Source organism: Pseudomonas triclosanedens (assembly GCF_026686735.1).
In the GTDB taxonomy this organism is placed as follows: Bacteria; Pseudomonadota; Gammaproteobacteria; order Pseudomonadales; family Pseudomonadaceae; genus Pseudomonas; species Pseudomonas triclosanedens.
On the sequence record NZ_CP113432.1, the window covers coordinates 2,972,362 to 2,998,424 of the forward strand.

17 protein-coding genes and 3 pseudogenes are annotated in these 26,063 nt (G+C 65.8%); 11 read left to right on the forward strand and 9 right to left on the reverse strand.

The genetic code is table 11. The features are described 5' to 3' along the window. Positions 1 to 2: 2 nt before the first annotated feature. The 3 genes from OU419_RS13765 to OU419_RS13775 are packed head-to-tail and all read left to right on the forward strand — an operon-like array spanning position 3 to position 5,484. Positions 3 to 2,489 (forward strand): hypothetical protein, encoded by a 2,487-nt coding sequence (locus OU419_RS13765; protein ID WP_254474273.1) that lies wholly within the window; start codon positions 3 to 5, stop codon positions 2,487 to 2,489. Beyond that, entirely contained in the window at positions 2,486 to 4,300 is a 1,815-nt protein-coding gene (locus OU419_RS13770; RefSeq protein ID WP_254474272.1) for a GMC family oxidoreductase, read from the forward strand. Before OU419_RS13765 ends, OU419_RS13770 begins: the two co-directional genes overlap by 4 nt. Then, a complete protein-coding gene (locus OU419_RS13775) occupies positions 4,297 to 5,484 on the forward strand; it encodes a catalase family protein (RefSeq protein WP_254474270.1) in 1,188 nt (395 codons plus the stop codon). The genes OU419_RS13770 and OU419_RS13775 overlap by 4 nt, the downstream gene beginning before the upstream one ends. A gap of 9 nt (positions 5,485 to 5,493) precedes the next feature. Here the strand turns inward: OU419_RS13775 and OU419_RS13780 are convergent, their stop codons facing one another. Genes OU419_RS13780 through OU419_RS13790 form a run of 3 tightly spaced genes read right to left on the reverse strand, consistent with a single transcriptional unit; the run spans position 5,494 to position 8,699 of the window. Continuing rightward, a complete protein-coding gene (locus OU419_RS13780) occupies positions 5,494 to 6,972 on the reverse strand; it encodes a Dyp-type peroxidase (RefSeq protein WP_254474267.1) in 1,479 nt (492 codons plus the stop codon). Between the two features lie 3 nt (positions 6,973 to 6,975). Continuing rightward, complete coding sequence (locus OU419_RS13785) at positions 6,976 to 8,235, reverse strand: hypothetical protein (protein WP_254474266.1); 1,260 nt, start codon at positions 8,233 to 8,235, stop codon at positions 6,976 to 6,978. Positions 8,236 to 8,261: 26 nt separating this feature from the next. Then, positions 8,262 to 8,699, reverse strand: coding sequence for a hypothetical protein (locus OU419_RS13790; protein ID WP_254474264.1), 438 nt, complete (start codon positions 8,697 to 8,699; stop codon positions 8,262 to 8,264). 408 nt (positions 8,700 to 9,107) lie between these two features. Between OU419_RS13790 and OU419_RS13795 the strand changes: the two genes are divergently transcribed. Next, positions 9,108 to 9,569: a glycine zipper 2TM domain-containing protein gene (locus tag OU419_RS13795; RefSeq protein ID WP_254474262.1), complete on the forward strand. Its 462-nt coding sequence runs from the start codon at positions 9,108 to 9,110 to the stop codon at positions 9,567 to 9,569. Between the two features lie 425 nt (positions 9,570 to 9,994). Here OU419_RS13795 and OU419_RS13800 read toward each other — a convergent pair whose 3' ends face one another. The 6 genes from OU419_RS13800 to OU419_RS13825 form a co-directional block, all read right to left on the reverse strand. After that, positions 9,995 to 10,888, reverse strand: coding sequence for an alpha/beta hydrolase (locus OU419_RS13800; protein ID WP_302329042.1), 894 nt, complete (start codon positions 10,886 to 10,888; stop codon positions 9,995 to 9,997). 14 nt (positions 10,889 to 10,902) lie between these two features. Next, positions 10,903 to 13,137 carry a TonB-dependent siderophore receptor gene (locus OU419_RS13805; protein WP_254474260.1) on the reverse strand — a complete coding sequence of 745 codons (2,235 nt, stop codon included), beginning with the start codon at positions 13,135 to 13,137 and terminating at the stop codon, positions 10,903 to 10,905. An 80-nt stretch (positions 13,138 to 13,217) separates the two neighbouring features. Beyond that, complete coding sequence (locus OU419_RS13810; protein WP_254474258.1) at positions 13,218 to 14,567, reverse strand: HAMP domain-containing sensor histidine kinase; 1,350 nt, start codon at positions 14,565 to 14,567, stop codon at positions 13,218 to 13,220. Continuing rightward, positions 14,567 to 15,259, reverse strand: a complete 693-nt coding sequence (locus tag OU419_RS13815) for a response regulator transcription factor (RefSeq protein ID WP_254474257.1) — start codon at positions 15,257 to 15,259, stop codon at positions 14,567 to 14,569. The genes OU419_RS13810 and OU419_RS13815 overlap by 1 nt, the downstream gene beginning before the upstream one ends. 83 nt (positions 15,260 to 15,342) lie before the next feature. Further along, positions 15,343 to 15,792: a methyltransferase family protein gene (locus OU419_RS13820; protein ID WP_254474255.1), complete on the reverse strand. Its 450-nt coding sequence runs from the start codon at positions 15,790 to 15,792 to the stop codon at positions 15,343 to 15,345. A 165-nt stretch (positions 15,793 to 15,957) separates the two neighbouring features. Continuing rightward, the gene (locus OU419_RS13825) at positions 15,958 to 16,203 is read right to left on the reverse strand and encodes a hypothetical protein (RefSeq protein WP_254474253.1); all 246 of its coding nucleotides are present in this window, start codon (positions 16,201 to 16,203) and stop codon (positions 15,958 to 15,960) included. 90 nt (positions 16,204 to 16,293) lie between these two features. On the opposite strand from OU419_RS13825, the gene OU419_RS13830 reads away from it, so the two are divergent. The 7 genes and pseudogenes from OU419_RS13830 (at position 16,294) to OU419_RS13855 (ending at position 26,061) form a co-directional block, all read left to right on the forward strand. Further along, positions 16,294 to 17,460 (forward strand): MFS transporter, encoded by a 1,167-nt coding sequence (locus tag OU419_RS13830; protein WP_254474251.1) that lies wholly within the window; start codon positions 16,294 to 16,296, stop codon positions 17,458 to 17,460. Between the two features lie 427 nt (positions 17,461 to 17,887). Further along, positions 17,888 to 18,544: pseudogene (locus OU419_RS13835) on the forward strand (BapA prefix-like domain-containing protein); the annotation flags it as partial. 28 nt (positions 18,545 to 18,572) lie between these two features. Continuing rightward, a pseudogene (locus OU419_RS13840) lies at positions 18,573 to 20,507 on the forward strand (Ig-like domain-containing protein); the annotation flags it as partial. 18 nt (positions 20,508 to 20,525) lie between these two features. Then, positions 20,526 to 21,452: pseudogene (locus OU419_RS29110) on the forward strand (calcium-binding protein); the annotation flags it as partial. Continuing rightward, entirely contained in the window at positions 21,452 to 22,723 is a 1,272-nt protein-coding gene (locus tag OU419_RS13845) for a TolC family protein (protein ID WP_254474240.1), read from the forward strand. The pseudogene OU419_RS29110 and the gene OU419_RS13845, both read left to right, overlap by 1 nt. Next, the gene (locus OU419_RS13850; protein ID WP_254474238.1) at positions 22,713 to 24,884 is read left to right on the forward strand and encodes a type I secretion system permease/ATPase; all 2,172 of its coding nucleotides are present in this window, start codon (positions 22,713 to 22,715) and stop codon (positions 24,882 to 24,884) included. The genes OU419_RS13845 and OU419_RS13850 overlap by 11 nt, the downstream gene beginning before the upstream one ends. After that, positions 24,874 to 26,061 carry an HlyD family efflux transporter periplasmic adaptor subunit gene (locus OU419_RS13855; RefSeq protein WP_254474236.1) on the forward strand — a complete coding sequence of 396 codons (1,188 nt, stop codon included), beginning with the start codon at positions 24,874 to 24,876 and terminating at the stop codon, positions 26,059 to 26,061. The genes OU419_RS13850 and OU419_RS13855 overlap by 11 nt, the downstream gene beginning before the upstream one ends. The last annotated feature ends 2 nt before the right edge of the window (positions 26,062 to 26,063 follow it).

Sequence of the window (26,063 nt, forward strand, 5' to 3'; positions counted from 1 at the left end):
AGATGGTCGGGCAGCAGGGATTCCGCATCGCGCTGATACTGGCCGCGACGCTGCTGTGCAGCGCTTGCGACAAACCTACCGAAGATGAAGCTAGCCGTGCGGGCCTGAGCGAGAAGAATTTCCCGCAGGCGGACGAGCCGTACTTCAAAGACATGGACAACGGCGTGAGCCTTACGCCGGACCAGGAGCAGGGCCGCAACATGTGGCTGGTCTGGAGCGGTGGCAACGACCGCTTCTGGGACACGATGGGCCGCCCGACGCTGGGCGGCTTCGACCTGCTGAAGATCGTCGCCCCACCGCCTGGCAGCGACCTGCAGCGCGGCCAGCGCTGGAAGGTCCTGGGGTTGGTCAACGAGCCTTGCTTCGACGCCGCCGCCAGCGGTGACCCGTCGCGCTTCGGCCTGCGCCTGGACGTGCGCCGCGCCGACTGCCCGCCCGACCCGTTCGCCAACGCGCAGAAGTACCCCGGCGTGAAGATCGGCGCGCGAGGCCAGACCTACAAGGATGGCAGCATGCTGCCGGTGGGCTCGTACTATGGCGAGCCCACCGGCATCGTCGGCCTGCGCCTGTTCACCAACCCGGATTTCGATGAGGCCGCAAAGGCTGCCTGGGACCCGCAGCGCTACTACAACGACCCTGCCTACTACAGCAACCCGAACCTGGTGCGCCCGTATCGCGTCGGCATGTCCTGCGGCTTCTGCCATGTCGGCCCCAGCCCGGTCAATCCGCCGTGCGACCCGGAAAACCCGCAGTGGGCCAACCTCAACTCCACCGTGGGCGCGCAGTACATGTGGGTGGACCGGCTGTTCATCATCGAGCCGAACAAGGCAAACTTCATGTACCAGTTGGTGAAGACCTATCGGCCCGGCTCGATGGACACCTCGCTGGTTTCCACCGACAACATCAACAACCCGCGCACCATGAATGCCGTCTACAGCCTCCAGGCGCGCCTGGAGGTCGGCAAGCGCCTGGGGCATGAGCAACTGGCCGGTGGCGAGCAGAACAATCGCCAGTTCAACGACTTCCTCAGCGAAGGCTGGCTCACCGGGTTGTACCGCAAGCCGGACCAGGTATGGACGCCGCACGTGCTCAAGGATGGCTCCGATTCGGTGGGCGCGCTGGGTGCGCTGAACCGCGTCTATATCAACATCGGGCTATTCAGCGAAGAGTGGTTGCAGCACTTCAACGCAGTGGTCGGTGGCAAACCGATCACGCCGTTCGAGATTGCAGTGGCCGAGAAGCACTCAGCCTACTGGCGTGCCACCGAGCAAGGCACGATCAAGACCGCGCAATTCTTCCTCGCCGCCGCCAAACCCGATCACCTGGCCGATGCGCCCGGCGGCGACGCCTACCTCAGCCACGACGCTGCCGTGCTGGCTCATGGCCGCGAGGTGTTCGCCAACACCTGCGCGCGCTGTCATTCCAGCAAATCGCCGAAGCCACCGGCGGAGCTCGTTGTGGATGGCTGCAACGGACCGAACTACATGAGCTGCTTCGCCAAGTGGTGGAAGTGGACGCAGACCGATGACTACAAGCGGCAGATGCGCGACATCGTTGGCGCGCCGGATTTTCTGGATGGCAACTACCTCTCCAGCGACGCGCGGATTCCCTCGACACTCCTGCGCACCAACGTCTGCAGCCCGCTTGCGACCAACGCGCTGGCCGGCAATATCTGGAACGACTTCTCCTCCAACTCCTACAAGAGCCTGCCCTCGGTAGGCAAGGTGACACTGCGCGACCCGTTCGACGGCCATGCCTGGAGCTACACGATGCCTGCCGGCGGCCGTGGCTACACCCGCGTGCCTTCGCTGATCTCCGCCTGGTCGACGGCACCGTTCCTGCTCAACAACGCCGTCGGGCCATTCAACGGCGACCCTTCGGTGAAAGGGCGGATGGCAGTGTTCGACGCTTCCATCGAACAGATGCTCTGGCCGGAGCGGCGGCTGCGCGATGCCGAACTGGGCGACCGGGTGGACGGCATGATCGACCGGACCGACCAGCGCAGCTTCATCATGCTGCCGCCGCACTATGTCGAGCAGATCCGCAAGGTCGCCGGACCGGCGGGCGAGAAGCTGCTCGACAGCCTGCAGGACAAGGACGGCTTCCTGCGCCTGGGACCGATCCCGCAGGGCATGCCGGTCAATCTGCTGGCCAACGTGCAGCCGCTGGCCGAAAGCAGCAAGCCCGAAGATCTTGTCGAGCACTACGGGCAATTGCTCAAACTGCTGGTGAAGATCAAGGGCGACCTGTTGACGCTGCCGCAGGACGCCGACGACGCCGCGCTGCGCGAGCATTTCGCCGATGCTCGCGCTGGGCTGATGGCGCTGAACAAGTGCCCGGATTTCGTGGTGAACCGCGGTCACTACTTCGGCACCGCGCAGTTCAACCAGACCGAAGGGCTGAGCGAGGACGAGAAGGCCTTCGGCACCGAGCCGGTGCTCAGTGACGACGACAAGCGCGCCCTGATCGAATTCATCAAGACGCTATGACGGCGGAGGCGTACGACTATGTCATCGTCGGCTCCGGCGCTGGCGGCGGCACCCTGGCTGCACGCCTGGCGGAAAGCGGCGCGAAGGTGTTGCTGCTGGAAGCAGGCGGCGATCCCTGCAACGAGCCGGCGGATGGTCTGCCCGGGCAATACCGCGTGCCAGCCTTCCACGCGCGGGCTTCGGAGCACCCGGCGATGAGCTGGAACTTCAAGGTGAACCATTACGCCGACCCGGCCCAGGCCGCCCGTGACGACAAGTGGAGCGCCGGTGGCGTGCTGTATCCACGGGCCAGCCTGCTGGGCGGCTGCACCGCGCACAACGCCATGATCTACCTGGCCGCCCACGACTCCGATTGGGACGCTATCGCCACGCTGACCGGCGACCCGAGCTGGTCGGCGCGCCGCATGCGCCGCTGGGCGCGCAAGGTCGAGGACTGCCGGCATCGGCCTGTCTGGCGCTGGTTGCGCCACCTGGGCCTGGCCCCGACCGGGCACGGCTGGAACGGCTGGCTGCGCGTCGAACGCTTCGAGCCGCAGGACGCCTGGCGCGACGTGTGGATGCTCTGGCAGATCGCCGTGGCGGCCTGTGCGGCGTTGCGTGGCATTGGCGGCGGCATCCTGCCCTGGCTGCGGCTGGCGCTGGGCAAGGGCGACCCCAACGATGTGCGCGTCGCCGGCAGCGAAGGCGTCTGGTACACACCGATAAGCACCTCCGGGCACCACCGGACAGGTACCCGCGAGCGCCTGCTGGACGTGGCGAGCCGCCATCCAGGCTGCCTGACGTTGCAATTGAACGCCCTGGTCACCCGAGTGCTGCTCGACGAGCAGGCACGGGCAGTGGGCGTGGAGTATCGGCAGGGCGAGCGCCTGTACGGCGTTTGCGCCAGACCCTCGGGCGAAGACGGTGTACGGAGGCAAGTGCACGCCCGGAAGGAAGTGATCCTTTGCGGCGGCGCATTCAATTCGCCGCAATTGCTGATGCTCTCGGGCATTGGCCCGCGGGAGCAACTGGATGCGCATGGCATCCGCTGCCAGGTCGAACTGCCTGGCGTCGGCGCCAATCTGCAGGATCGCTATGAAGTCGGGCTGATCTACCGCATGCAGCGCCCCTGGGCATCGCTTGCCGGGGCGCGCTTTGCCGAGGGCGATCCGCTGTACCGGCGCTGGCAGCTCGACGGCAGCGGGCTCTACGGCTCCAACGGCGCGGCGCTGGCGGTGACGCGGCGCTCGACTGTCTGCGAGGGCGACCCGGACCTGTTCATGATGGCCATGCTGGTGCCATTCCGTGGCTACTATCCCGGTTATGCCGAGGCCGTATACGGCGCGCACGACCGCCTGACCTGGTGCGTGCTCAAGGGCCACACGCGCAATCGTCGCGGGCGGATCAGCCTGGCCAGCGCCGACCCACAAGAGCCGCCGCGCATCGATTTCAACTACTTCGACGAAGGCGGCGAGCAGGACCTCCAGGCGCTGGTGGACGCGGTGCAGATGGTCCGCGACATCGCCGGCCCGATGCAGGACGCCAGCGAGGAACTGCCTGGCGGCGGGGTCCGGGGCGAGGCGTTGAAACAGTGGATCCGCGACAACGCCTGGGGCCACCACGCCTCCTGCACCTGCGCCATCGGCCCGCGTGAACAGGGCGGGGTGGTCGACGGCAACTTCAAGGTGCATGGCGTCAGCGGGCTGCGCGTAGTGGATGCCTCGGTGTTCCCGCGCATTCCGGGGTTCTTCATCGTCAGCGCGATCTACCAGATCGCCGAAAAGGCCGCCGACGCGATCCTCCGCGAGCCGCCCAGGGGAGAGTCGCCATGATTCTGCAACGAGCCCATGCCGTGCTGATCTTCCTGCTGCACGTCGAACGCCGCTTCGAACCGTTCTTTCGGCCTTGGCTCAACGTGTTGCTGCGCGAGCCGATGGCGGCCCTGATCCAGTTCTTCTACAACCTGCGCAGGCCCGACCTGCACCTGGCGCTGGCCGAAGAGCGCCGCGAAGCCGACGAGGAAGCCAGCCTGCAGAGCATGATCGACACCATGCGCGAGCACCTGGCACAGGACTTCCGCCCCGGTGGCGTGGAGCGCGCCGGCAACACCAAGACCCACGGGATCGTCCGGGCGACGCTCAGGGTCCACGACGATCTGCCTGGGCACCTGCGCCACGGGCTGTTCGCCCAACCGGCCAGCTATCCCTGCTATGTACGGTTTTCCGGGCCAGGGCCGCACGTCGAGCCGGACATCGACGACGTTGGCTTTCTCAGCATCGGGGTCAAGGTCATGGGTGTGCCTGGGCCGAAGCTGATGGACGACGAGCGCTTCACCCAGGACTTCACTGGAGTCTGCACGCCTACCTTCGTCACGCCGGACACGCGCTCCAACGTCAAGTTGCAGATGTGGAGCCGGCGGCACATGGGGGTGTTCTACTTCTTCGACCCTAGCGGCCCGACCGGCACCCATCTGCTCGACCTGCTGATGCAGGGCCTGTGGAACGAAACCCAGTACAACCCGCTCGGCCACGAGTTCTACAGCTGCGTGCCGTACTTGCTGGGCGAGGGCCAGGCGATGCAGTACCGCTTCCGCCCGCTGTCGCGGGTGCCGCAGCGGATTCCACGGCTACCGCTGCGGCCGCCGGACAACTACCTGCGCGACAACATGGTGCGGACACTGGCGCAACAGGACGTTGAGTTCCACCTGCTGGTACAGGTGCAGACCGACGCGCACCGCATGCCGCTGGAAGATGCCGGCGTGCGCTGGCCCGATCGCCTGTCGCCCCCGGTAGCGGTGGCGACCTTGCGAATTCCGCGGCAGCGCTTCGATTCCCAGGCCCAGCTCGACTTCGCCCGCAACCTGACCATCAATCCCTGGCACTGCCTGCCGGAGCACCGGCCGCTGGGCAACCAGAATCGCGCGCGCAAACGCATGTACTACGAGCTGGCACGCTATCGGCAGGTACAGAACGCTGTGCAGCACATCGAGCCGACCGGCGACGAAACCTTCGATTGAAGCGGCGCCCTAGGGTTCGTGCAGCAGCCACGCCAGCGCCTTGAGCCCTGGCAGGAAGAAGTAGCCGCCACCGCGCAGGGTCACGAAACGCGGCAAGGCGCAGGTGAAGCGGCAGGCACCCTCGGTGCTGGGCTGGCTGAAACCGTCGGTGGGCTGCTCGCCGGGGAACGGCAGGCGATTGCCCAGCAGTGGGTCCTGCTCGCGATTCAGACCGGCGAAGGTGGCGCTGGCAATCCAGGCGCCCTGCACGAATTCGAACTGCCGCGCCAGGTTGGCGTTCAGGCAGATGAAATAGAGCCCCGTTTCGGCGGGTGCGCCGGTTTCCCCGTCGATGGCCACATAGGGTGCGCCGCCATATTCGCGGCCACGGCGCAGCAAGCGGTGGAAGCGTGCCGAGGCGATGTGGTCCTCCTCGGCGTTTCCACTGAAGCCTAGCAGCGCCAGCAGCTTGCCCAGCGTTCCGCTGCGGCCCTGCGCGTAGTCCCCGGTGCGCGGGTTGGCACGGCGGATGTGCGCGCCGAAGGGGCAGGCGTGCCCGGAGCGGTCGTCGGCGAAGGTGAAGTCGTTGTTGCCGTCACGGGCGTTCAGGCGTGCGAATGGCGAGCCGTCGAGGTGTCGGCCAACCATCGCTTCGGCCAGCTCCAGCGCGCTGTCATCGCCCTCGCTCTGCTGGCGTACCCAGCGCCAGAAACCGCTGACGTCCTGCTGCAATTGCCGCAGTACCAGGTAAGTGCCATTGCGCCCGAGGTCATGGTGGTTCGGCTGCTCCTCCGCCAATGGCAGCTCCTGCGCGCGAGGGATGCTGGCGGCGAGCAGCGGGCGGTCGGTGTAGAGGTCGTATTCGTTGCGATAGCCAAGCAGGAACTCGCCCAGGGCGATGCGCCGCTGGTAGTCCATGTCTTCAGCGCCGCCCGGCTTGCGTGTGCCTTGCCAGTCCAGCTCCGGCTGGGAGATGCCATCGCGAAAACCGAATGGCTCGAAGCCGTCCAGGTCGGCGGCGGGCAGGCTTTCCACCAGCGACAGACCGGCGGCTGCCGCGCTTGCCAATAGTCCGGCGCTACGCTCGTCCAGCTCTCCAGGCGCGCAGAACAGCATCAGCAGCAGATGCGGTGCGCGCTCACCGACGCCCCAGCGCCAGTGTTCGGGCGAGTTGGCTCCGATATCGCCAAGGCGGCGCAGGCGGTTGACATCATCGCCCGGCGCGGTGGTGAACTCCGGGGCGAACTGTTCGAGCAACCCCTCGTGTCCCAGTTGCCGCAGACCTTCGGCGCTCAGGGCAAGTTGCAGGGTGTGCCGTACCGGTGGTTTGTCGTGGCCAATCCGGGCGACGCTCGCCAGTTCCGGCAGGCGCTCGAGCAGCCAGGTGCGGGCCGTTGCCGGCGTATCGATACGCAGCAGCAGAAGGTTACAGGCCAGGCGGTCGAAGGCCGTGCGCAGCAGTGCCTGGGTGTCGACGGCGTCCGCCGGGCTGAAGATCGCCCCACTCATGGCTCAGATCTCCGCCAGCCAGCGCCGCAGCCCTGCATCGCTGGCCGGTGGATGCTCAAGCCCCCGGCGGATGCGCGCATTGCGGGCGAGATCGGCATTGGTCAGGCCGGGGTAGGCCTTGTACCAGACATCCGTGGCGAGCTGACGGCGGTGCAGGTAGTTCTTGAAGCGCTGCTCCTGCCAGGCGCCGCGCAGCACCAGGAAATCTGTCGGCGGGTAGTTGATGCCGTTGGAGAACACCAGGTTGAGTCCGAAAGCGACCTTGTTGATGAAGTCGTCCATGTAACTCTCCAGGCTGCCGTCGTAGTTGCTGGCGAAAAACACCCGGCGGCTGTCGTCCAGCAGCACCCAGTGGGCGAAATGGATGGTGCTGACCCGCGCAAGACGGCCCCGGTGATAGAGCAGCGCACAGGAGCGGTCGAGCAGCCACAGCGCCGCGCGAGTCACGCACAGGCGGAAGGCGCCGGGCTTGAGCGAGCCGATGGCGCTGAATGGGTTGGTGACGTCGCGGTCTTCGCCCTGGGCGATGGCGCGGGTGACGGCAGCATCGGAGCGTAGGTCTAGCACCGGGTCGCGGGTCTCGTGGCGGCGCAGCAGCCAGAGGAATAACGGCGCGGCGAGAAGGCCCGGCACCACTAGCAGCGCGCCGAGCAGCAGAAGCAGCGCGGCTTCGCCCACCTGCGCCAGCCACTGGCCCAGGCTACGCGGCTGGAGTGGCGTGAGCTCCGGCTCTTCGCTATCCACCGCGTGACGCAGGCGCCGATGCAGCTCGCGCGGCGCCAGGGTTTGCGGATGGCTGTGCAGGACGCGCCGCAGAGTATCGTGCAGCGCCGCTTCCTCGCGCACCTGGCGCACCGTGCGGCCAACCCAGTTGACATAGCTGGCCGACGCCGGCGTGCGGCGCGCCCGCAGCCAGGCGCAGAGATCGACATCGGGCTCGCAACCGTCGCAGTGCTGGAAAATTTCCCGCAGGCCGCTGCCGGCCTCCTGCACCAGGCGCTGCAGGATGTCGTCCGCCGGGCCGTCGCAATCGACCATCAGTACCAGGTACAAGGGCTCCTGCTCGGGCAGGCCGGGGTAGCAGGCGCGCTCGCCGAGGGTACGGTCCTGTGCCACTACCAGGCGGGCGAAGTGGATCGCTTCGAACCGGCCGAACGGCAGCCAGGTGTTATATGGATCGACTTCGCCGGGCGCGCGGTTCATGCGCGCCAGCAGCGCGCGCAGCGCCGGCGCGTGGTGTTCGCGCACGCTTGCCGCGACCATGAAATGGTCCTGGGTGATCATCGTGTTCAGACGTCGAATTCGAGGGCGAAGTCGATCAGCCGCTTCTTGCTCCAGTACACCTTGCCCAGGTAGACACCGGGGGCGATCAGACGGATTTCGTCACGAATCCAGTGCGCCACCAGCGAGGTGTCCGAGTAGTCGAGAACGATGCACTCCTTGCCATCGAGCCAGCTCGGCCCCTTGTAGACCTTGGCGATGATCGCCTTCAGCCCCAGCGGCAGGATGTGATTGCGCAGGGTGCCGCTCTGCGCGTCGAACACCTTGCCTTGCCAGGCGAAGACGTTGATCAGTTTGGCGATTTCGTCGCTGAAGGACGTCCCCGGCGCGACGATTGCGGTGCCGCGTGCTTCGCCTTCGGGAATGGGGCCCGCTTCGTGGGCGCTGAACAGCTCATCCAGTTCGGCCTGGGATTGGGTAAGAAGCGAATCGACGATGCTGCTCATGGTGTCGTCCCTGCACAGTGAGCGGGCGCGCCGCTCGGAGCTGGAGTAGCCAGCCGGCGTACAGGGACAAGCGGAACCCAGGGAACGCGCAGCCGGATCGCCCCAGGCGAACACCCGCGGCACCACTGAAAGCCGCGACCTGGATGGGGTTCACTTAATTAGATAGGTCGCTTTTCGGCACCTCGTTTTACCGAATCGCACTAAACCCTATCGCGTTTGGCGTTGAACCCGAGGTACTGCGCTGGCGGAGCGATCGATCCGTACCGTCCGTCGCCAAAAGACTCTCCGGCCCGGCTCCGTGGCCGTCATGGCGGGCATTCTGCTGAATCTGGACGATGCTCTGCTGGTGGGCGCCCGACGATCCTGCGGCTAGCAGCCTGGGCGTTGGATTCTTCCAGGGAGATCGAGATGAAACACACCAGGCAGGGAATGTTCGCTTTCATTCTGGCGTTCGCGCTGGGCGGTTGCGCTTCGGTGGATGCCGGCGGCAATGCCGGCCCCGGCGAGACGGAAATACGCGCGGGGGTGGTCGAGCAGGTCAACGATACGCAGGTGCAGAGCAACCATGACAGCGGGATCGGCGCGATCCTCGGGGGGCTGGGCGGCGTGGGGCTGGGCAGCCTGATCGGCCGGGGCACCGGGCGCGACGTGGCGATGATCGCCGGTGCTCTGGCCGGCGCGGTGGGCGGCAACTATGCCGAGCAACGCCGGTACGATAGACCTCAGGCTGCACAGCAGGTGATCGTGCGGATGAACAACGGCGTGCTGGTCTCGGTGACCCAGCCGGTGAACCCTGACCTCAAGCCCGGCACGCCGGTCTACATCGAAGGGCAGGGCGCCGGGGCCCGGGTCCTGCCGCGAAGCGGCTGATCCAGGCGCTCGCCTCGTCGGCCATCTCGGCCAACGCCCATCCACGGGAGGCTGCGACCCGCGGGTCATCCTCGCTGCCTTGCGGCAGGCGTAGTCTTCCGGCATCTGGACACCCGGCTCGAAGGGGCGCACCAGTGGACCCTGGGCGAGATCGCGGGTCGCCACCGACCGGTCGGCCAGGCCGACGGCGCCGCCTTCCAGCAGCGCCTGCACCAGGCGCTGTGTGAGCGCATTTCCTGTTTCGTCATCGTGGCGTGAGCAAGCCGTGAGCTGGTGGCGACGGTTCCGGCGCATCCTCTGGCGGCAGCCCGGCGCTCCAGTCAGTGGAGGCGTCGGGCCAAGGGATGCCGTGGCTAGGGGATGCGCGCGGGCACAGCCGGTTGCGCGAGCAGATTGCCGGCAAGGCGTGACCGTTGGTGTTCAGCTCAGCGCGAGAACTGCGTGCGCAGCAGGTAGCGCAGCGAAGCAGCCAGGGTCTCGCCGTGGCTCAGGCCATCGAAGACATGGAGTTGGGCGTCAATGCCCGGCAGGTGGGCCAGCTCGTTCACCAGCTCCTGTGCGGGCTTCAGGGCGTCGTCGGCGACCGCCTCGCGGGGCCTGAATGGCTCCTTGCCGCCGCGCATCAATAGCAACTGCGCAGTCTGGCCCTTCAATCGCTGCGCCGCGCCGGCCCTTTCGCCAAGGATCGCTCCATCGCCCCACCACAGTGAGGGGCTGGCAGGGGCGTAGAAGCTGAACTGTTGTGGCCGGGTCAGCAATGCGTGCAGCACCAGCAGACCGCCGTAGGAGTGGCCCCAGAGGGTTTGCCGGGTCCTGTCGACCGGCGCCTGTGCGGCGACCGCAGGCAGCATGCGGTCGCGCATCAGATCAAGGAAAATGTCGGCGCCGCCGCTGGGTTCGCCGGTGAGCGGGTCCTTCTGCCGGGCTTGCAGTGGGCGCGGCGGTGTGTAGTCGAAGGTGCGGCTGACGCGCTCGATGCGCAGTGGCGTCTGGTAGCCCACCGCAACCAGCAGGGGTGCCTTGCCGTGGGCCAGTTCGTCGAGCAGCTTGTCGTCCAGCGCGCCGATGGCGGCATTGCCGTCGAGCATCCAGACCACCGGATAGCCACCGGCGGGCGCCGCCTGGCGTGGGCGGGCGATCCATAGTCGGTAGTGGCGCTGGCCATCGGCGGAGTCCAGGTTCAGTGTGCTGAATCGATAGGCGAGGTCCTGGCGCTGCAGCAGCGTGGTGTCCATTTTCTGGTCGGCAGCGGGCGCGGCGAGGAGCGCCGGCCCCGGCACGGCGAGAGCGAGTGCCAGGACGAGGGAGCGAAGTTTCATCGGGCTGTCTCGTATCAGAAGGACGCGGTGATGCTGGTGTACAGGGTGCGGCCCGGCTCGTTGTAGGTTGCCGCGCCAGCACCGGCGATGTTGTTCACGCCCTGAGCGTTGCCGGCACGGAACAGGCGCTTGTCGAAGACGTTGTCGACGCCGGCGGTAACGCTGAGGTTCCGGGTGAAGGTGTAGGTGCCGCTCAGGCCGGCGATGGCGTAGGGCGAAAGCTCGTCGGTGGCGCTGCCGGTCACGCGGTCGCCGTGGTAGTCGTATTTCTTCGGCTTCTGCTTGCCGTACCAGGCGACGGTAGCCTGCAGCGAGAGATCGTCGGTGGCCTGCCAGTCGAGCATGGAGTTGAGGGTGTACTCGGGGGTGACCGAGAGTACGTCGCCGGTTTCCTTGTTCTTCGATTCGAGCATGTAGGTGAAGTTGTTGCTCCACTTCAATTGCGCGGCCAGCGGGATGGTCAGTGTGCCTTCGAGGCCCTCGACGACGGCCTTGGGCACGTTGTCCCACTGGTAGATCGCCGAGTTGGCGTAGCTGCCGCTGCCGCCGCTGGCCTGGTCGACCGGGGAGAGGCCCGATTCGATCTTGTTCTTGTAGTCGTTGCGGAAGTAGGTGAGGCCGGCGACCCAGCCGTCACGCTGGAATTCGATGCCCAGTTCCTTGTTGACGCTGGTTTCGGCCTTCAGGTCTTCGTTGCCTTGCAGGTAGCAACTGGTGGTCTGTCCGTAGCAGCCCTGGCCCCGGCTGTAGAGCAGGTAGTCGGGGTTGAGCTGGTACAGGTTCGGTGCCTTGTAGGCGCGGGCGATACCGGCCTTCAGGGTGATGCTGTCGCTCAGCGCATGGGAGATGTTCAGCGACGGGCTCCAGTTGTCGCCGACGATGTCGTGATGGTCCCAGCGCAGGCCGGGGGTGAGCATGGTGCCGGGCAGCAGCTCGATGTTGTCCTCGGCGAACAGCGAGAATATCCGCGCTTCGGAGCTGCTGTCGCGGCCGCTGCTGGTCAGGCCCGGAACGGCTCCGCCTTCGCTGGTGGTCTGGGTGTTGGCGCTCGGATCGTCGAGTTGCTGGCGTACCCATTCGCTGCCCAGGGTCAGCGTCTGGTCGCGCCAGGCGTTCAGCGGCAGGTTCACTTCGCCGTGGGCGGTGAGGTCACGCAGGGTGGCGGTATAGAAGTCGGTGTTGCTGAAGATGCCTTCGGTACCGCCGGCCAGGCCTTCGTTGATCCGGCTGTTGCGGGTCTTCTCGTATTGCAGGTAGGCCATCGAGCTGCCGAAATCCCATTCGCCGCGATGGGTGAGCGAGTAGTTCTCACGGTACATGCGGTTGGTTTCGTGGCCGAGCATGCTCTTCACGTTGGCGTTGCTGTTGGTGTTCTGGGTATCGCCGGTGTAGATGTTGCCCTGGCGGCTGAAGCCCGCTTCGAAATCGAGGGTCTGCTGCGGTGTGAGGCGCCAGCTCAGCAGGCCGTTGATGTCTTTGTTGCGTACGCCCTCACGGCCCGCGGGCAGGGTGCCGATCTGGTTGCCGGTACGCTCGGATTCGTGCCCGGCGTTGATGTCCCAGTCGTCGGCGTCGGTCTTGGCGACGTTGCCGTAGACACGGTAGCTGAGGGTGTCGGTGAGGGGGCCGTTGAGGCCGAAGGTCATACGCTGGGTAGCGCCTTCGTCGCCGTGCTGCGGGAAGTTGCTGTAGACCGTCACGTCGCCGTGGGTTTCCTGGCCGGCCTGCCTGGTGATGATGTTCACCACGCCGCCCGCCGCGCCGTTGCCGTAGCGCGCCGCCGCCGGGCCACGGAGGACTTCGATGCGCTCCACCTGGTCGGCCGGCACCCAGTTGGTGTCGCCCCGGGTGTCGCGCTCGCCGCGCCAGCCGTAGCGCACCGCGTTGCGGCTGCCGACCGGTTTGCCGTCGATCAGGATCAGAGTGTTCTCCGGGCCCATGCCGCGGATGTCGATCTGCCGGTTGTTGCCGCGCTGGCCGCTGGTGGAGTTGCCGGTCAGGTTGACGCCGGGCATGGTCCGAATGATCTGCGACAGATCGTTGGACGGGGGGCGCTTCTTGATGTCTTCGGCGGTGATGATCGATACGCCCGGCATCTGCCTGGCTTCCTCGGCGGCCGTGGCAACGATGGTCTCGCTGTCGAATTCGACCCGGTCGGATTCGGCACTGGCAGCGTGGACCGCGACGGACAGCAGGCAGCTCGATAGCAGCAGGAAGGGCGGAACGAAGGACAGCGGACGGGAGGACATCTTCGATCTCCGAAGGAGTACGGTTACGGGAGATGAAAGATGATAATTAATGCTATTTGCGAGTAAAGCGCATTAACTTTCTAAACACTTGATTCGGCAGCAGGAAGCAACAGGTGCTGGCACAGACCGGCCTGGCCGTTGCTGGCCCACAAACGCCCGCCTTGCAGTTCGATGGCTCGGCGGGCGATGGCCAGGCCCAGCCCGAACCCGGAGGACTCCGACGGTTGCAGGCGCTGGTAGGGCTGGAAGATGCGCTCCAGGTCTTCTTCGGCAACGCCGGAACCTTCGTCGCTGACGCACAGGTGCCAGAACTCGCCCTCGCGCCAGCCGTCCAGGCGCACCTGTCCGCCGCGCGGAGAGTGGCGGATGGCGTTGCGCAAAAGGTTCTCCAGGGCCTGGGCAAAGCTGTCCAGGTGTACGAGCACCAGGCATTCGGTACCCAGCGAAGCCGGGAGCTGCGCGGTGTTCCAGCCGCTCTCGAAGCAGGCGTCCTCTCGCAGCGCCTCCCATACCGAGAGCACCAGCACCGGTTCGCGGACCAGTTGCGGGCGTTCGGTGTCCATCCAGGCGAGGTCGAGTGTGTCTTCCAGTAGCCGTTGCATGTCGAGGACTTCCCGGTCCAGGCGTTGCCGTAATTGCTCCGGGGGCAGGTCACTGTCGTAGGCGATGCGCAGGCGTGCCAGTGGCGTACGCAGTTCGTGGGACAGCGTGCGCAGCAGCAGGCGCTGCTGGGCCAGGCTCTGGCGCAGGCGCTCGGCCATATGGTCGAAAGCCAGCGCCAGTTCGCCGAGCTCATCGCGCCGATGAGCCAATGGGGTGCCCGGGCCTTCGCTGTCGAGGTCGTCGGCACGCAACGCATCGGCGCGGTCGCGCAGACGGTTCAGCGGCAAGACCAGATGGCGGTAGATCAGCAGGCCGAGGAGGGCGGCCAGCAGTGTCGGCACCACGCCGTGGCTGAACAGGTGAGTCCAGGGCGTAAGCCCGCCCGGCAAAAGGCGTTCGGGCAACTGCATGACCAGCCGCCCCTGTTCGGGGTGCCTGGGGAACTCGATGCTGACGTACGGCAACTGGTCCTGCAGGCGCCGGCTCATCGGCCAGTCGAGCTTGCGCATGAAGGTCAGGTGGCTGGCCTCTTCGGCGGTGAGTGGTGTGCTGCCCAGGCTCTGAAGGTGCGCGCCGATCACCGCTACCCAGGTGTCCTCGGCCGCCGCGAGCTCCTGGCGGAAGCGCTCGACACCTGGCGCGCCCTCCAGTTGCCAGACCGTTTCGGCCTGCTGCGCGTAGCGCGCCAGGTACTCGCGGTCGGCTTCGCCGAGGAAATAGGTGCTGCGCTCCAGCGACAGGCCCCAGGTCCAGATCAGCCATGTGAGCAGCAGGCAGAAGCTCACTTGCAGCGCGGCGAGCTTCCAGAGCAGGGGGTGACGGCGCATCAGTGGCGTTCCGCGTCCACCAGGATGTAACCCTGGCCGCGCACGGCCTGGATTTGCACATGGGCGGCGCCGATAGCGGCAAGCTTGCGCCGCACGTTGCAGACATGCACATCCAGGCCCCGGTCGAGGCGGGTATAGGCACGGTGCAGGACGCTCTGGTAGAGGAAGCTCTTGGACAGCGCTTCGCCGGCGTGAGCGTTCAGCGTGGCCAGCAAACGGTACTCCGATGCGGTCAGGCCGGCGGTCCGGCCGTGGCTGCTCACGTCCTGAACTTCGTCGTCGAACGCCAGCGCTGCGCACGAAGCAGGCGTCGCGCGTTGGCGATCCAGCGCCACGCGGCGCAGCAGAGCGTCGATCCGTGCATCGAGTTCGGCGAGGCTGAAGGGCTTGGGCAGGTAGTCATCGGCGCCCCGGGTAAAGCCGGTGATTCGGTCCTGTTCTGCTCCGAGGGCCGACATCAGCATCACTGGCGTGGTACGTGCGTTGCGCAGGGAGTCGAGCAGCGACAGGCCGTCGAGGCCGGGCAGCATGATGTCCAGCAGTACCAGGTCGAAGTCATTCTGGTGAACGGCTACCAGCCCCTGGTCACCGTTGGCGCAGGCGGTGACGCAGAAGCCGCGTTGGCAGAAATGCCGTTCCAGATCGAGGCGCAGAAGAGAATCATCTTCCACCAGCAGGAGCGAGGGAGACACGATTGGCCTTGTTGAGAATACTTTGCATTTGCAAATATCTCATTCCTTCGCGGCGAAAGGCAACGGCAATCTTCGCTCCTGTCTCAGACCCAACGTCGCACTTGCGCGCAGTAGGTATCGAATTGCGCACCGAACAACTGGCGTAGCGCCCGTTCTTCGGGGCCGATCTGGAAGCGATTCATGTACAGCACGAAGGCAACCACGCCCAGCAGTGCGAGCGGCGAGGCGAGGGCGATGTTCCAGGCCAGCAGTACGACGGCGAACCCCAGGTACATCGGGTTGCGGGTATAGCGGTAGATGCCCGCTACCACCAGCGACGAGGCGGACTCGGGCTTGAGCGGGTTGACCGTGGTGCGCGCCCGGCGGAAAGAGGCGACTCCCGCGAGGCAGACCGCTAAGCCAGCCAGCAGCACCGGCAGTGCCAGCCAGAGCCGGCCGTCGAACGCTGGCAGCGGCCGCGCCAGCAGCCACATCAGGACGGCGAGGATGATCGCCACGGCAGGAGGAGGAACGCGGTGTTCGAGCGAGTCCATGCGAGGTCTCCAGGCAAGTCGATTGGGCAACACTACCTCAGTTGCCGGCTCTGCGCCGCTTCCGGCCGCTGGCGATTGGCATCGTTTTGTTTCCTGTGCCTGGTTGGCCCGGCGAACTGGCGCCGTGGGCCACGCGCCGCAGCGAAGTGAGGTTCTCGCCGTGGTTCATGGCTGTTTTCCTTCTTGCTCTCTGGCGCTGGCGGCAACGATCGGCGTGTCGGCACTGTTGTTCGGAGCGACAGGAAAAGACGGCGGCAGGCGGCCTGCGAGCCGATGAAGTTCGGCTTCGGCCTCGGTTACGCCGTAGTCGCCGAATTCGGCATTGCCCGCGAGACTGTGGAAGAGGCCGCGCAAGCGCTTCCGCGAGCCGGGCAGGTCGGCGTCGCAGACCTTGATGGTGGAGATTGCCAAGCCATTCTTGCAAGTATAGGGCGATAGGGCGCGTATCCGCCGCCGCAAGCCGGACGGTGCCAATCCACAGCCGATGCGAGCGAGGTTCGCATGACAGCAACACCAACGCCCCAGGGAGGGCTGCCGTGGGCCGCGATGGCCGGGGTCATAGCCACCGTCTCGGTGTTCGCCGTGGCCCAGGGGCTGACTTACCCGCTGCTCAGTTTCATCCTCGAACGGCAGGGCACATCGCCAGGACTGATCGGCCTGTCGGCAGCGATGACGCCGCTGGGTTTCATCCTCTCCGCGCCGCTCATCCCGATGCTGGCCCGGCGCATGGGGGCTGCGCGCCTGGCGGTGCTCTGTGCGCTCCTGGCGGCGCTGAGCCTGACAGCCATCGCCTGCACCCAGGGCGTCTGGAGCTGGATGCCCTTGCGTCTGCTGCTCGGCATCTTCGCCAACCCGCTCTACGTGATCAGCGAAACCTGGCTGATCACGCTGGCTCCGGCGGAGCGCCGGGGGCGCATCATGGGCGTCTATTCGGCGCTGGTTTCGGGCGGCTTTGCCATCGGCCCGCTGTCTCTCGGGCTGGTCGGCACCGAAGGCTGGCCGCCGTTCCTGATCGGCATCGTGGCTTTCCTGTTCTGCGGGCTGATCGTGCTGGCAGTGCTGCCGCGCCTGCCGCAGATGAACCACGAAGGGGAGGGCACGTCGGTCGCCGGCTTCGTTGCATTGGCGCCGCTGCTTTTGTTCGGCGTGTTCGCCGCGGCGGCCTTCGAGCAGAGCCTGCTGTCCCTGCTGGTGGTCTATGGTGCCGCGTTCGGAGACAGCGAGGATCGTGTCTCCGCGCTGATCACTTGCTTCATCGCCGGCAATGCCGTACTGCAGGTTCTACTCGGACGTCTCGCCGAGCGCTTCGGCTCGACCCGGACCATGATCCTCTGCGCACTGACAGCGCTGGCCGGTTGCCTGCTGCTGTCAGCGGCGTTCGATACGCCGCTGGTCTGGCCGTTGGTGTTCGTCTGGGGCGGTGCCTCCTTCGGTATCTACACCATGTCACTGATCCAGCTTGGCGAGCGCTTCAGCGGCCGGTTCCTGATTGCCGGCAATGCTGCCTTCGCCTTCATCTGGGGCATTGGCGGCATGGTCGGTTCACCCATCACCGGGATGGTGATGCAGATGGTCGGGCACCAGGGCCTGCCGCTTGCCCTGGGGATGCTGTGTGCCGTGCTGGCACTGCTTCTGCTGCTCAAAGTCCGCCATGAACGCCGGTCTTGAGGCGCGTGGCTCGCACCTCGTCGGCGGCACCCTCGCGTGGCGGCGAGCGCGTGCGGGCTTGTTCGCCCTCCAAAGATGAAGCGCCCGGGGTGCGGCACACGATTAGCCTCAACACAGAAGAGGCCTCAGAGCCCTTTGCCGTTGACTGTGGGTCATGGCACGAAAGTACAAACTGGCTATGGACGAGTAGGAAAATTCTGAGGTGTAATGCATTCTTTACAACAAAAGCGACCGCAACAGCCTTAAAAACGCGGGATGCGCCCGGAACGGCACCTGGCATCTGCGCGCCGTCGTGCGCCTAATGGATTCTCCGCATGGCGAGCCGGGAGGACTGCTCGTCGCTGCTTGAACTTCCAGGGACCTGCGTGACTGGCTAGCCGGCATGAGCCCCAGGCCCAGTCGCCTCTGGAGCAAGGAGTAGTCCTGGATGTCGATTCAAGCGAAGGTCGTTTCGACCGGGCAGTCCGTCACTTCGTCCCCCGCTGTCCAACTCGATGGCCAACTGGCCCTGGAGCAGGGCAGCAAGATCGCCTTGCAGGTTCCTCGCGACGCGGTAGCCGAATACTCCCGCGAAGGCTCGGACCTGATCGTCCACCTGAAGAATGGCGAAACTCTGCGCATCGCCAACTTCTATGCCACCGGACAGGCTCCCAGCGAGCTGTTCGTCGTTGAAGAGGGGCATCTGGTCGCCGTCGATCTGTCGGCCGCCAGCGGCGGGGAGCTATCGGCCAGCTACGCTCCGCAAGCTTCGCTCGCCGGCTTCGAGTCGTTGACCTCATCGTCCGGCATTGGCGGCATGAGCACCACCACCACTATCCTGGCGGGCGCCGGGATCATTGCCGGAGGCGCGGCCATCGCTGGCGGTGGTGGTGGCGGAGGAGGCGGCGGTTCCAAACCAGACACCACGCCGCCAGCGGCCGCCAGCGAGCTCGCAATCTCCAGCGATGGCAGCCGGCTTTCCGGCAGGGCGGAGGCGGGAGCCACCGTCGGCATCGACCTCAATGGCGATGGTACGGCCGATATCAGCGTGGTAGCCGATGCCAGCGGCAGTTTCCAGGTGGCGCTGAACCCGCCGCTGATCAATGGTGAAACCGTCAGTGTGGTGGTCACCGATGCCGCCGGCAACCGCAGCCCCCGCGGCCAGCGTACAGGCCCCGGACTTCCCCGATGCGCCTCAGGTCGATGCCAGCAACGGCCAATCGCTCTCGGGCAGCGCTGCCGCCGGCATGGCCATTCTCATCAGCGATGGCAACGGTACGCTGCTTGGCAAGACCACTGCCGACGGCAACGGTCACTGGGCGTTCACGCCAAATAGTCCGCTGGCTCACGGAACCCTGGTCTACGTTACCGCGGCCGATGCCTTCGGCAACCAGGGGCCGTCGGCTTCCACCATCGTCGATGCGCTGCCGCCGGCCGCCCCGACGCTGGCATTGAGCAATGGCCTGGAGCTGCATGGCACCGCCGAGGCCGGCGCGCGTATCAGCCTCATCGATGGCAGCGGCAATCTTATCGGCCAGACGGTGGCCGACGCACAAGGCAACTGGAGCTTCACGCCTGCTTTGCGCCTGTCGGATGGCCTGATCGTGAAGGCTTCCGCCACCGACGCGCTGGGTAACGTCAGCGGCCAGACTTCCACCACCGTGGATGCCGTCGCGCCTGACACACCAATCCTTCAGTTGAGCAACGGCCGCAGCATCTCCGGGCTTGCCGAACCGGACAGCACGGTGATTCTCACCGACCTCGCCGGTAATTCGATTGGCGTGGTCGAGGTCGACGGTACCGGCCAGTGGAGGTATGTGCCGGACTCGGTAATCGCCAACAACACGGTGGTCATGGTGGTCGCCCGCGATGCCGCCGGCAACGTCAGCGCGCCGGCAAGCGTCACGGTCGATTCCGTTGCGCCTGCCGCACCGGTCATCCACCCAAGCGATGGCGTCAGTATTTTCGGCACCGCGGAACCTGGTTCGGCGGTGGTTATCTACAATTCCGCCAACCAGCCGATCGCCAGGGTGGTGGCCGACAGCCTTGGAAACTGGAGCTTCGTTCCGGGTAGCAAACTGCCCAATGACGAGGTTGTCCATGTCACTGCCACCGACGCGGCAGGCAACACCAGCCAGCAGTCCACCCTAGTCATCGACGGGATCCCGCCGGCGGCGCCTATCGTCGACCCGAGCAATGGCGTGTGGATTTCCGGCACCGGCGAGCCTGGAGCCAGGATCATCCTGATCGATGGCCGCGGTAGCCCGCTTGGCCAGACCCTGGTGGATGACACAGGGCAATGGCAATTCACGTTCTCCTTCCCACTGAACGACGGCACTGTCGTCAGGGCCTCCGCCGCGGATGCCGCCGGCAATTACAGTGGGGTTATGACCATCATCGTGGACGCCGTCGCGCCCCCGGCACCGACAGTTGACTCGAGCAATGGCATCGCCCTGAGCGGTAGCGCCGAGGCCGGTAGCAATGTGGTTCTCACCGATGGCCAGGGCAACCCGATAGGCCAGGCCAATGTGGACAGCGGCGGCAGTTGGTCATTCGTCCCCACCGGGCGCCTGCCCAATGGAACGGTGGTCAACGCGGTAGCGGTGGACGCCAGTGGCAACCGCAGCCTTGCAGTCAGCATCACGATCGATTCGGTGGCACCGGCCGCACCAGTGATCAATCCGAGCAATGGCACGCTGATAGCCGGTACTGCGGAGCCTGGCGCCACGATCATCCTTAACTATGTCAATGGGGGCTTGTTCGGCGCCAGCAGCGTGGACAGCTACGGCAATTGGCAGTTCGTACCCTCTACACCATGGCCAAATGGAACGCAGATCCGTGCTTTCACCTTGGACGCAGCCGGTAACACCGGCGCTTCGGCGCAAATCACCATCGACTCGGTGGCTCCCGCCCAACCAAGTGTCAATCCCAGCAACGGCCGGGAAATCAGTGGTACTTCCGCACCCGGCAGTCTGCTGCTCATCACTGACGGCAATGGCAAACCGATCGGCCAGACCGTCGCCGACAACACCGGCAACTGGCACTTTGTCCCGACCAGTCCTCTGCCCAATGGCAGCGAGATTGACGTGGTAGCCCAGGACGCGGCGGGCAACACCAGCGTGCTGGCTGTCGCTAACGTCGACGCCAGCCTGATGCCGTTGACCATCGCCGACTTCGTCGCCGACGTCAGCCTCAACCCGTTGGCTCCCCGCTACATGCTCAGCGGCAACAGCGAGGCCCATTCCGTCGTGACGATCCGCGTCATAGGGCCGGGGGTGGACCAGGTGCTGACATCCATCGTCAGCGACGGCAATGGCCACTTCACCCTCGATATGCTCGACCCGGCTGTGCTCAGTCAGTTGGGCAAGTCCACAGGCGACATCATTTCCCTCGGGGCACAGATTTCCTACAGCCTGGTGGCCAGCGACAGCAGTGGCAACCAGAGCCCGTCCTACCACATCGTCCAGTCGCCCAACGGCTCGTCGGTGGATGTCGCCCAGATCGAGGTCAACGGCACGGCAAACCATGACGTGCTGCTCGGCGTCACCAGCAGCACGGAGTACTTCTACGGCGGCGATGGCGACGACCTGATCCATAACGTCGGCGCAGGGGACCATGTGCTGGCCGGCAACGGCAATGACACTATCCAGATCACCTCGGTCAATTTCGCCGCCATCGACGGCGGCGCGGGTTTCGATACCCTGATGCTGGCCAATGGTATCGACCTCGACTACTCCTCCGCCGGGGTAGGCACTCTGAACAGTATCGAGCGCATCGACCTGGGCAAGGGCGATTCGGGCAGCACGCTGACCCTGACCGCCAACGACGTGAATGCGATCACCGACGGCAATGACGTACTGCAGATCACCGGCGAGAGCAATGACACGCTGAATGTGGCGGGGGCGGTGAACACCGGAACCACGCAGCAGATCGACGGCGTTACCTACAACATCTACAGCTTCGGCAGCAGCACTCTGCTGGTCGAGGACCATACGGTACAGGTGGTGGCCTGATGCGTTGCAAGCAGTACTTCCCGCAGACCAGGCTGGGTGGGAAGAGCATCATCGCGATCATGTCCCTGGCTCTGCCGCTATGCGCATCGGCCATCCCCCTCGACGAGGCGGTGAGGGCCGGGCTGGCGATCCATCCCAAGCTGCGCTCGGCAGTGGCCGAGGCGGAGCGGGCCGGCACCGAGGTGAAGATCGCCAAGGGCGGCTACTACCCGTCGGTGTCGATGTCCGGCGGCCCGCAGGAGTTCGATTTTGGCGAGGTGGTCTATGACGTCACCGCGTCGCAGATGCTCTACGACTGGGGCCGTGTGGGCAGCAAGGTGGACGGTGCCAGCGCCAGCCAGCGCAAGCAGCTCGAAGCGGTGCGGGTGGCGCAGGACGACGCGGCGCTGGATATCGTCGAGACCTACCTCGATGTCCTCGCGGCCGAGCGCCGGGTGGATGCTGTGCGACAGCATATCCAGCGTCTCGACGACATCCGCAGGATGACCCAGGACCGCGGTGGCGACGGCTATGCCGACCGCAGTGAACTGGATCGTGCGAACCTCGAATTGTCCCGCGCCAGCGAGCAACTGTCGCTGGAGAAGGGTTCGCTGCAGGATGCGAGCAACCAGTTCGACCTGTTGGTGGGGCAGCCGCCGAGCGATCTTCAGGAGCCGCAGCCGGTATCCCTGCGGCGCTACCTGGCCAGCAGCGACATGGCGCAGGTCATCCGCGATGCGCCCTTGCAGCGCCAGGCCGAAGAAGACGCCAATGTCGCCGAAGCCGAGATCCGCGAAGCCAAGGCGGCACTGCTGCCGCAACTGAATGTCGAGGCCACGGCGCTGCGCCGCGAGGTGGGCGGGCACCCGGAGAGCGATTCGGTGGTTGCGCTGCGCCTGCGCATGGACACTTTCCAGGGGCTGTCCAACTTCCAGCGGCCCACCTCGGCGCAGCAGCGCCTGGAGTCCGCGCGCTGGAGCGCCGATGCCATGCAGCGCGATATCCGCCGGCAATTGCAGACGCTGTTCGATAACGGCGAAACCCTGCACTGGCGCGAGCAGTCGCTGAACCAGCAGGTTGCCGAGTCGGAGCAGGTCAGCGCGCTCTACCGCGAGCAGTTCGAGGTCGGCCGACGCGACGTGATCGACCTGCTCAACGTCCAGCGCGAGCGCTTCGAGGCCGAACGCCAACTGATCAACCTGCATTTCGAACAGAAACGCATCCAATACCGTGCCGCCGCCCAGGTGGGCTGGTTGGGGCCGCTGCTGGAGAATCGCCTGAATGGACGTTGAAAGCAGCCCTGCGCGAGTCGTGGCGCCGCTGACGGAGCACCAGCAGGATCCTTTGCGCCAGGGGCTTCTGCTGCTTTGCCGGCAGCTTGGCCGTCCGCTGAGCGATGCCGAGCTGGTGGATGGCATCGCATTGCACCAGGGGCGCCTGCCGCTGGAACGGGTGGCGCGGGCACTGCGCCGCGCCGATATCACCGCCCAGGTCGTGGAACAGCCGCTGCGGCAGATCGATGGCTATCTGCTGCCGGCGCTGTTGTTGCTGGGCAATGGTCGCACCCTGGTGCTGGTCGGGATCGACGGCAGCCACGCCGAGGTCCTGGTTCCGCAGAGCGGCGGTGGCCGCGAGCGCATGTCGCTCGATGAGCTGGGTACGCTCTATTGCGGTACCGCAATCTTTGCCAAGTGCCGCTTCCGGCCAGACGGGCGGGTAGGCGACTACGCCAGCCAGCCCGGCCAGCACTGGTTCTTCGGCCCGCTCAAGCGCCTCTGGCGCTCGTATACCGAAGTGGCGCTCGGCGCCTTCGCCGCCAATCTCCTGGCCATCGGCTCGGCGCTGTTCGCCATGCAGGTCTACGACCGCGTGGTGCCCAACGCCGCCTACGACACCCTGTGGATTCTCGCCAGCGGGGTGGCTCTCGCAGTAATCCTCGAAGGTGTGCTGCGGATCATGCGCGGCCACCTGCTGACGGTGCTGGGCAAGCGCCTGGACCTGCAATTGTCGACGCTGCTGTTTTCTCGCGTGTTGAGCACTCGCCTGGCCGCCAAGCCTGTGTCGATGGGGGCGTTCAGCACCCAGGTACGCGAATTCGAGTCGGTGCGGGAGTTCTTCACCTCATCCAGCGCGGCGCTGATCAGCGACCTGCCGTTTCTGGTGATTTTCCTGCTGATCATCGCGCTGATCGGCGGCCATATCGTCTGGGTGCCGCTGCTGGCCTGTGTGCTGATGGTCCTGCCGGGCCTGCTCGCCCAGCGTCTGCTCGGCAACCTGTCGCGGCAACACCTGCGCGAGGGCGCCATGAAAAACGGTTTGCTGCTGGAGGCGTTCGAGCACCTGGAAACGGTGAAAGCGGCACATGCCGAAGGGCGCTGCCTGCACCAGTGGGAAACCCTGACCGGCGCACTGTCGAACACGGCGCTGAAGTCCCAGGCGTTGATGTCTTCGCTGAGCTACGCATCGAGCATCATCCAGCAACTGTGCTATGTCGGCGTGGTGGTGTTCGGCGTCTACCGCATCAACGATGGCGCGATGAGCGTCGGTGCGCTGGTGGCCTGTTCCATTCTCGCGTCCCGGGCTATCGCGCCGCTGTCCCAGGCTGCCGGTATCCTCGGGCGTTGGCAGCACATTCGCGTTGCCCTGGAAGGCCTGGACCAGCTCATGGGGGCGGAACAGGAACGCCCCAGCGGCAAGCGCTTCGTGCACAAGGAACGGCTGGCCGGGCACTATCAACTGGAGGGCGTGCGTCTGGCCCACGGCGACAATCCGCCGGTGGTGAACATCCGCAATCTGGACATCCGTGCTGGCGAGCGCGTGGCGCTGCTGGGCGGTAACGGAGCCGGCAAATCATCGCTGCTGAGGCTGCTCAGCGGGTGGGTCAGCCCCCAGTCGGGGCGCCTGTTGCTGGATGACATCAGCCTCAGCCAGATCGACCCCGCCGACCGCCAGCGCGGCATCGGCTACCTGCCGCAGGATGTCGCGCTGTTCCACGGTCGCCTGCGCGACAACCTCAACCTCGGGAATGCCGCGCTTGGCGATGAAGAACTACTGGAAGCCCTCGATGGCGTGGGCCTGGGCAGCTTCGTGCGCGGCCACCCGCTGGGGCTCGACATGCCTATCCTGGGCAACGGCAGCCTTTCCGGCGGCCAGCGCCAGGCAGTGGGGCTGGCCCGCGTGCTGTTGCAGGACCCGGCAATCCTGCTGCTCGACGAGCCCACGGCAGCGTTCGACCAGACCAGCGAACTGCACGTCATCCAGTACCTGCAAGGCTGGCTCGGTAGCCGCACGCTGATTCTTACCACCCACAAGAAGAGCATGCTCGCGCTGGTGGACCGCGCTGTGGTGTTGCGCCAGGGCGAGGTGGTGATGGACGGTGCGATGGACAAGGTCGTGCAAGGCAATCAGGTCCAGGCGCCGCCCCTGGCGGGGGATAGCGCGCATGGGCGCTGAGATGAAGAACCTCCGGCTGCGCCGGCAACTGGCCGATCCGCTGCTGGCCACTACGCACCCGGTCTATCGGCCGCTGCTGTGGACGTTGCTGGGTGGCCTGTTGCTGTTCATCGCCTGGGCTTCCTGGGCGGAACTCGACGAAGTGACGCGCGGCGACGGCCGTGTGGTGCCGTTCAGCCGTATCCAGAAGATTCAGAGCCTGGAAGGCGGCATCCTCGATCGTCTGCTGGTGAAGGAGGGCGATCTTGTGGATGTCGGGCAACCGCTGGTACGCCTGGACCCGACCCATTTCCGCACCAACCTTCAGGAGTCGGCGAACCAGGCAAGCGTCCTGCGCGCCGCCATCGCCCGGCTGGATGCAGAAGTACTGGGCAAGGAGCGCATCGAGTTCCCCGCCGACATCGACGCGAACGGCCCGCTGGCCCGTTCCGAGCGTGAGCTGTTCGCCTCGCGCCGGGCCAAGCTGCAGGAAGGCATACAGTCGGTGCAGAAGCAGATACGCCTGGCGCAGAGCCAGCTCGACCTGGTGCGGCCGCTGGTGGAGAAGCGTGCCGTCAGCCAGATGGAGGCGCTGAAGCTCAGCCAGGATATCGCCACCCTGACCGGCAAGCTGACCGAGCTGAAGAGCACCTACTTCCAGGAGGCCTATACCGAACGCGCGGACAAGAAGGCGCAACTGGCGCAGGTGGAACCGATAGTGCAGCAGCGCCAGGACCAGTTGCGCCGCACGGAAATCCTGTCGCCGGTACGTGGCCGGGTGAACACCATCCTGATCAATACCCGCGGCGGCGTGATCCAGCCCGGCGAACCGATCATGGAGGTCATCCCGGTGGAGGACAGGCTGCTGGTGGAGGCAAAGATCAAGCCGCGCGACGTCGCCTTCCTCGTGCCCGGCATGCCGGCCAAGGTCAAGATCACCGCCTACGACTACACCATCTACGGCGACCTCAAGGGCACCCTGGAGCAGATCAGCGCCGACACCATCGAGGAGGACACCGTGCGCGGCAAGGAATCCTACTACCAGGTGCTGATCCGTACCGATGGCAGTCAGTTGAAACGAGGAAACGAGGTGCTGCCGATCATTCCCGGCATGGTGGCGGACGTGGACATCCTCAGCGGCAAGCGCAGCGTGCTCAACTACCTGCTGCGACCGTTGATCAAGGCGCGCCTGTACTGAAC

What these genes read in the sequence shown, in the direction of transcription:
- OU419_RS13765 (WP_254474273.1), top strand. Translation starts at nt 3, where the DNA reads ATGGTCGGGCAGCAGGGATTCCGCATCGCGCTGATACTGGCCGCGACG.
- OU419_RS13770 (WP_254474272.1), top strand. Translation starts at nt 2,486, where the DNA reads ATGACGGCGGAGGCGTACGACTATGTCATCGTCGGCTCCGGCGCTGGC.
- OU419_RS13775 (WP_254474270.1), top strand. Translation starts at nt 4,297, where the DNA reads ATGATTCTGCAACGAGCCCATGCCGTGCTGATCTTCCTGCTGCACGTC.
- OU419_RS13780 (WP_254474267.1), bottom strand. Translation starts at nt 6,972, where the DNA reads ATGAGTGGGGCGATCTTCAGCCCGGCGGACGCCGTCGACACCCAGGCA.
- OU419_RS13785 (WP_254474266.1), bottom strand. Translation starts at nt 8,235, where the DNA reads ATGGTCGCGGCAAGCGTGCGCGAACACCACGCGCCGGCGCTGCGCGCG.
- OU419_RS13790 (WP_254474264.1), bottom strand. Translation starts at nt 8,699, where the DNA reads ATGAGCAGCATCGTCGATTCGCTTCTTACCCAATCCCAGGCCGAACTG.
- OU419_RS13795 (WP_254474262.1), top strand. Translation starts at nt 9,108, where the DNA reads ATGAAACACACCAGGCAGGGAATGTTCGCTTTCATTCTGGCGTTCGCG.
- OU419_RS13800 (WP_302329042.1), bottom strand. Translation starts at nt 10,888, where the DNA reads ATGAAACTTCGCTCCCTCGTCCTGGCACTCGCTCTCGCCGTGCCGGGG.
- OU419_RS13805 (WP_254474260.1), bottom strand. Translation starts at nt 13,137, where the DNA reads ATGTCCTCCCGTCCGCTGTCCTTCGTTCCGCCCTTCCTGCTGCTATCG.
- OU419_RS13810 (WP_254474258.1), bottom strand. Translation starts at nt 14,567, where the DNA reads ATGCGCCGTCACCCCCTGCTCTGGAAGCTCGCCGCGCTGCAAGTGAGC.
- OU419_RS13820 (WP_254474255.1), bottom strand. Translation starts at nt 15,792, where the DNA reads ATGGACTCGCTCGAACACCGCGTTCCTCCTCCTGCCGTGGCGATCATC.
- OU419_RS13830 (WP_254474251.1), top strand. Translation starts at nt 16,294, where the DNA reads ATGACAGCAACACCAACGCCCCAGGGAGGGCTGCCGTGGGCCGCGATG.
- OU419_RS13845 (WP_254474240.1), top strand. Translation starts at nt 21,452, where the DNA reads ATGCGTTGCAAGCAGTACTTCCCGCAGACCAGGCTGGGTGGGAAGAGC.
- OU419_RS13850 (WP_254474238.1), top strand. Translation starts at nt 22,713, where the DNA reads ATGGACGTTGAAAGCAGCCCTGCGCGAGTCGTGGCGCCGCTGACGGAG.
- OU419_RS13855 (WP_254474236.1), top strand. Translation starts at nt 24,874, where the DNA reads ATGGGCGCTGAGATGAAGAACCTCCGGCTGCGCCGGCAACTGGCCGAT.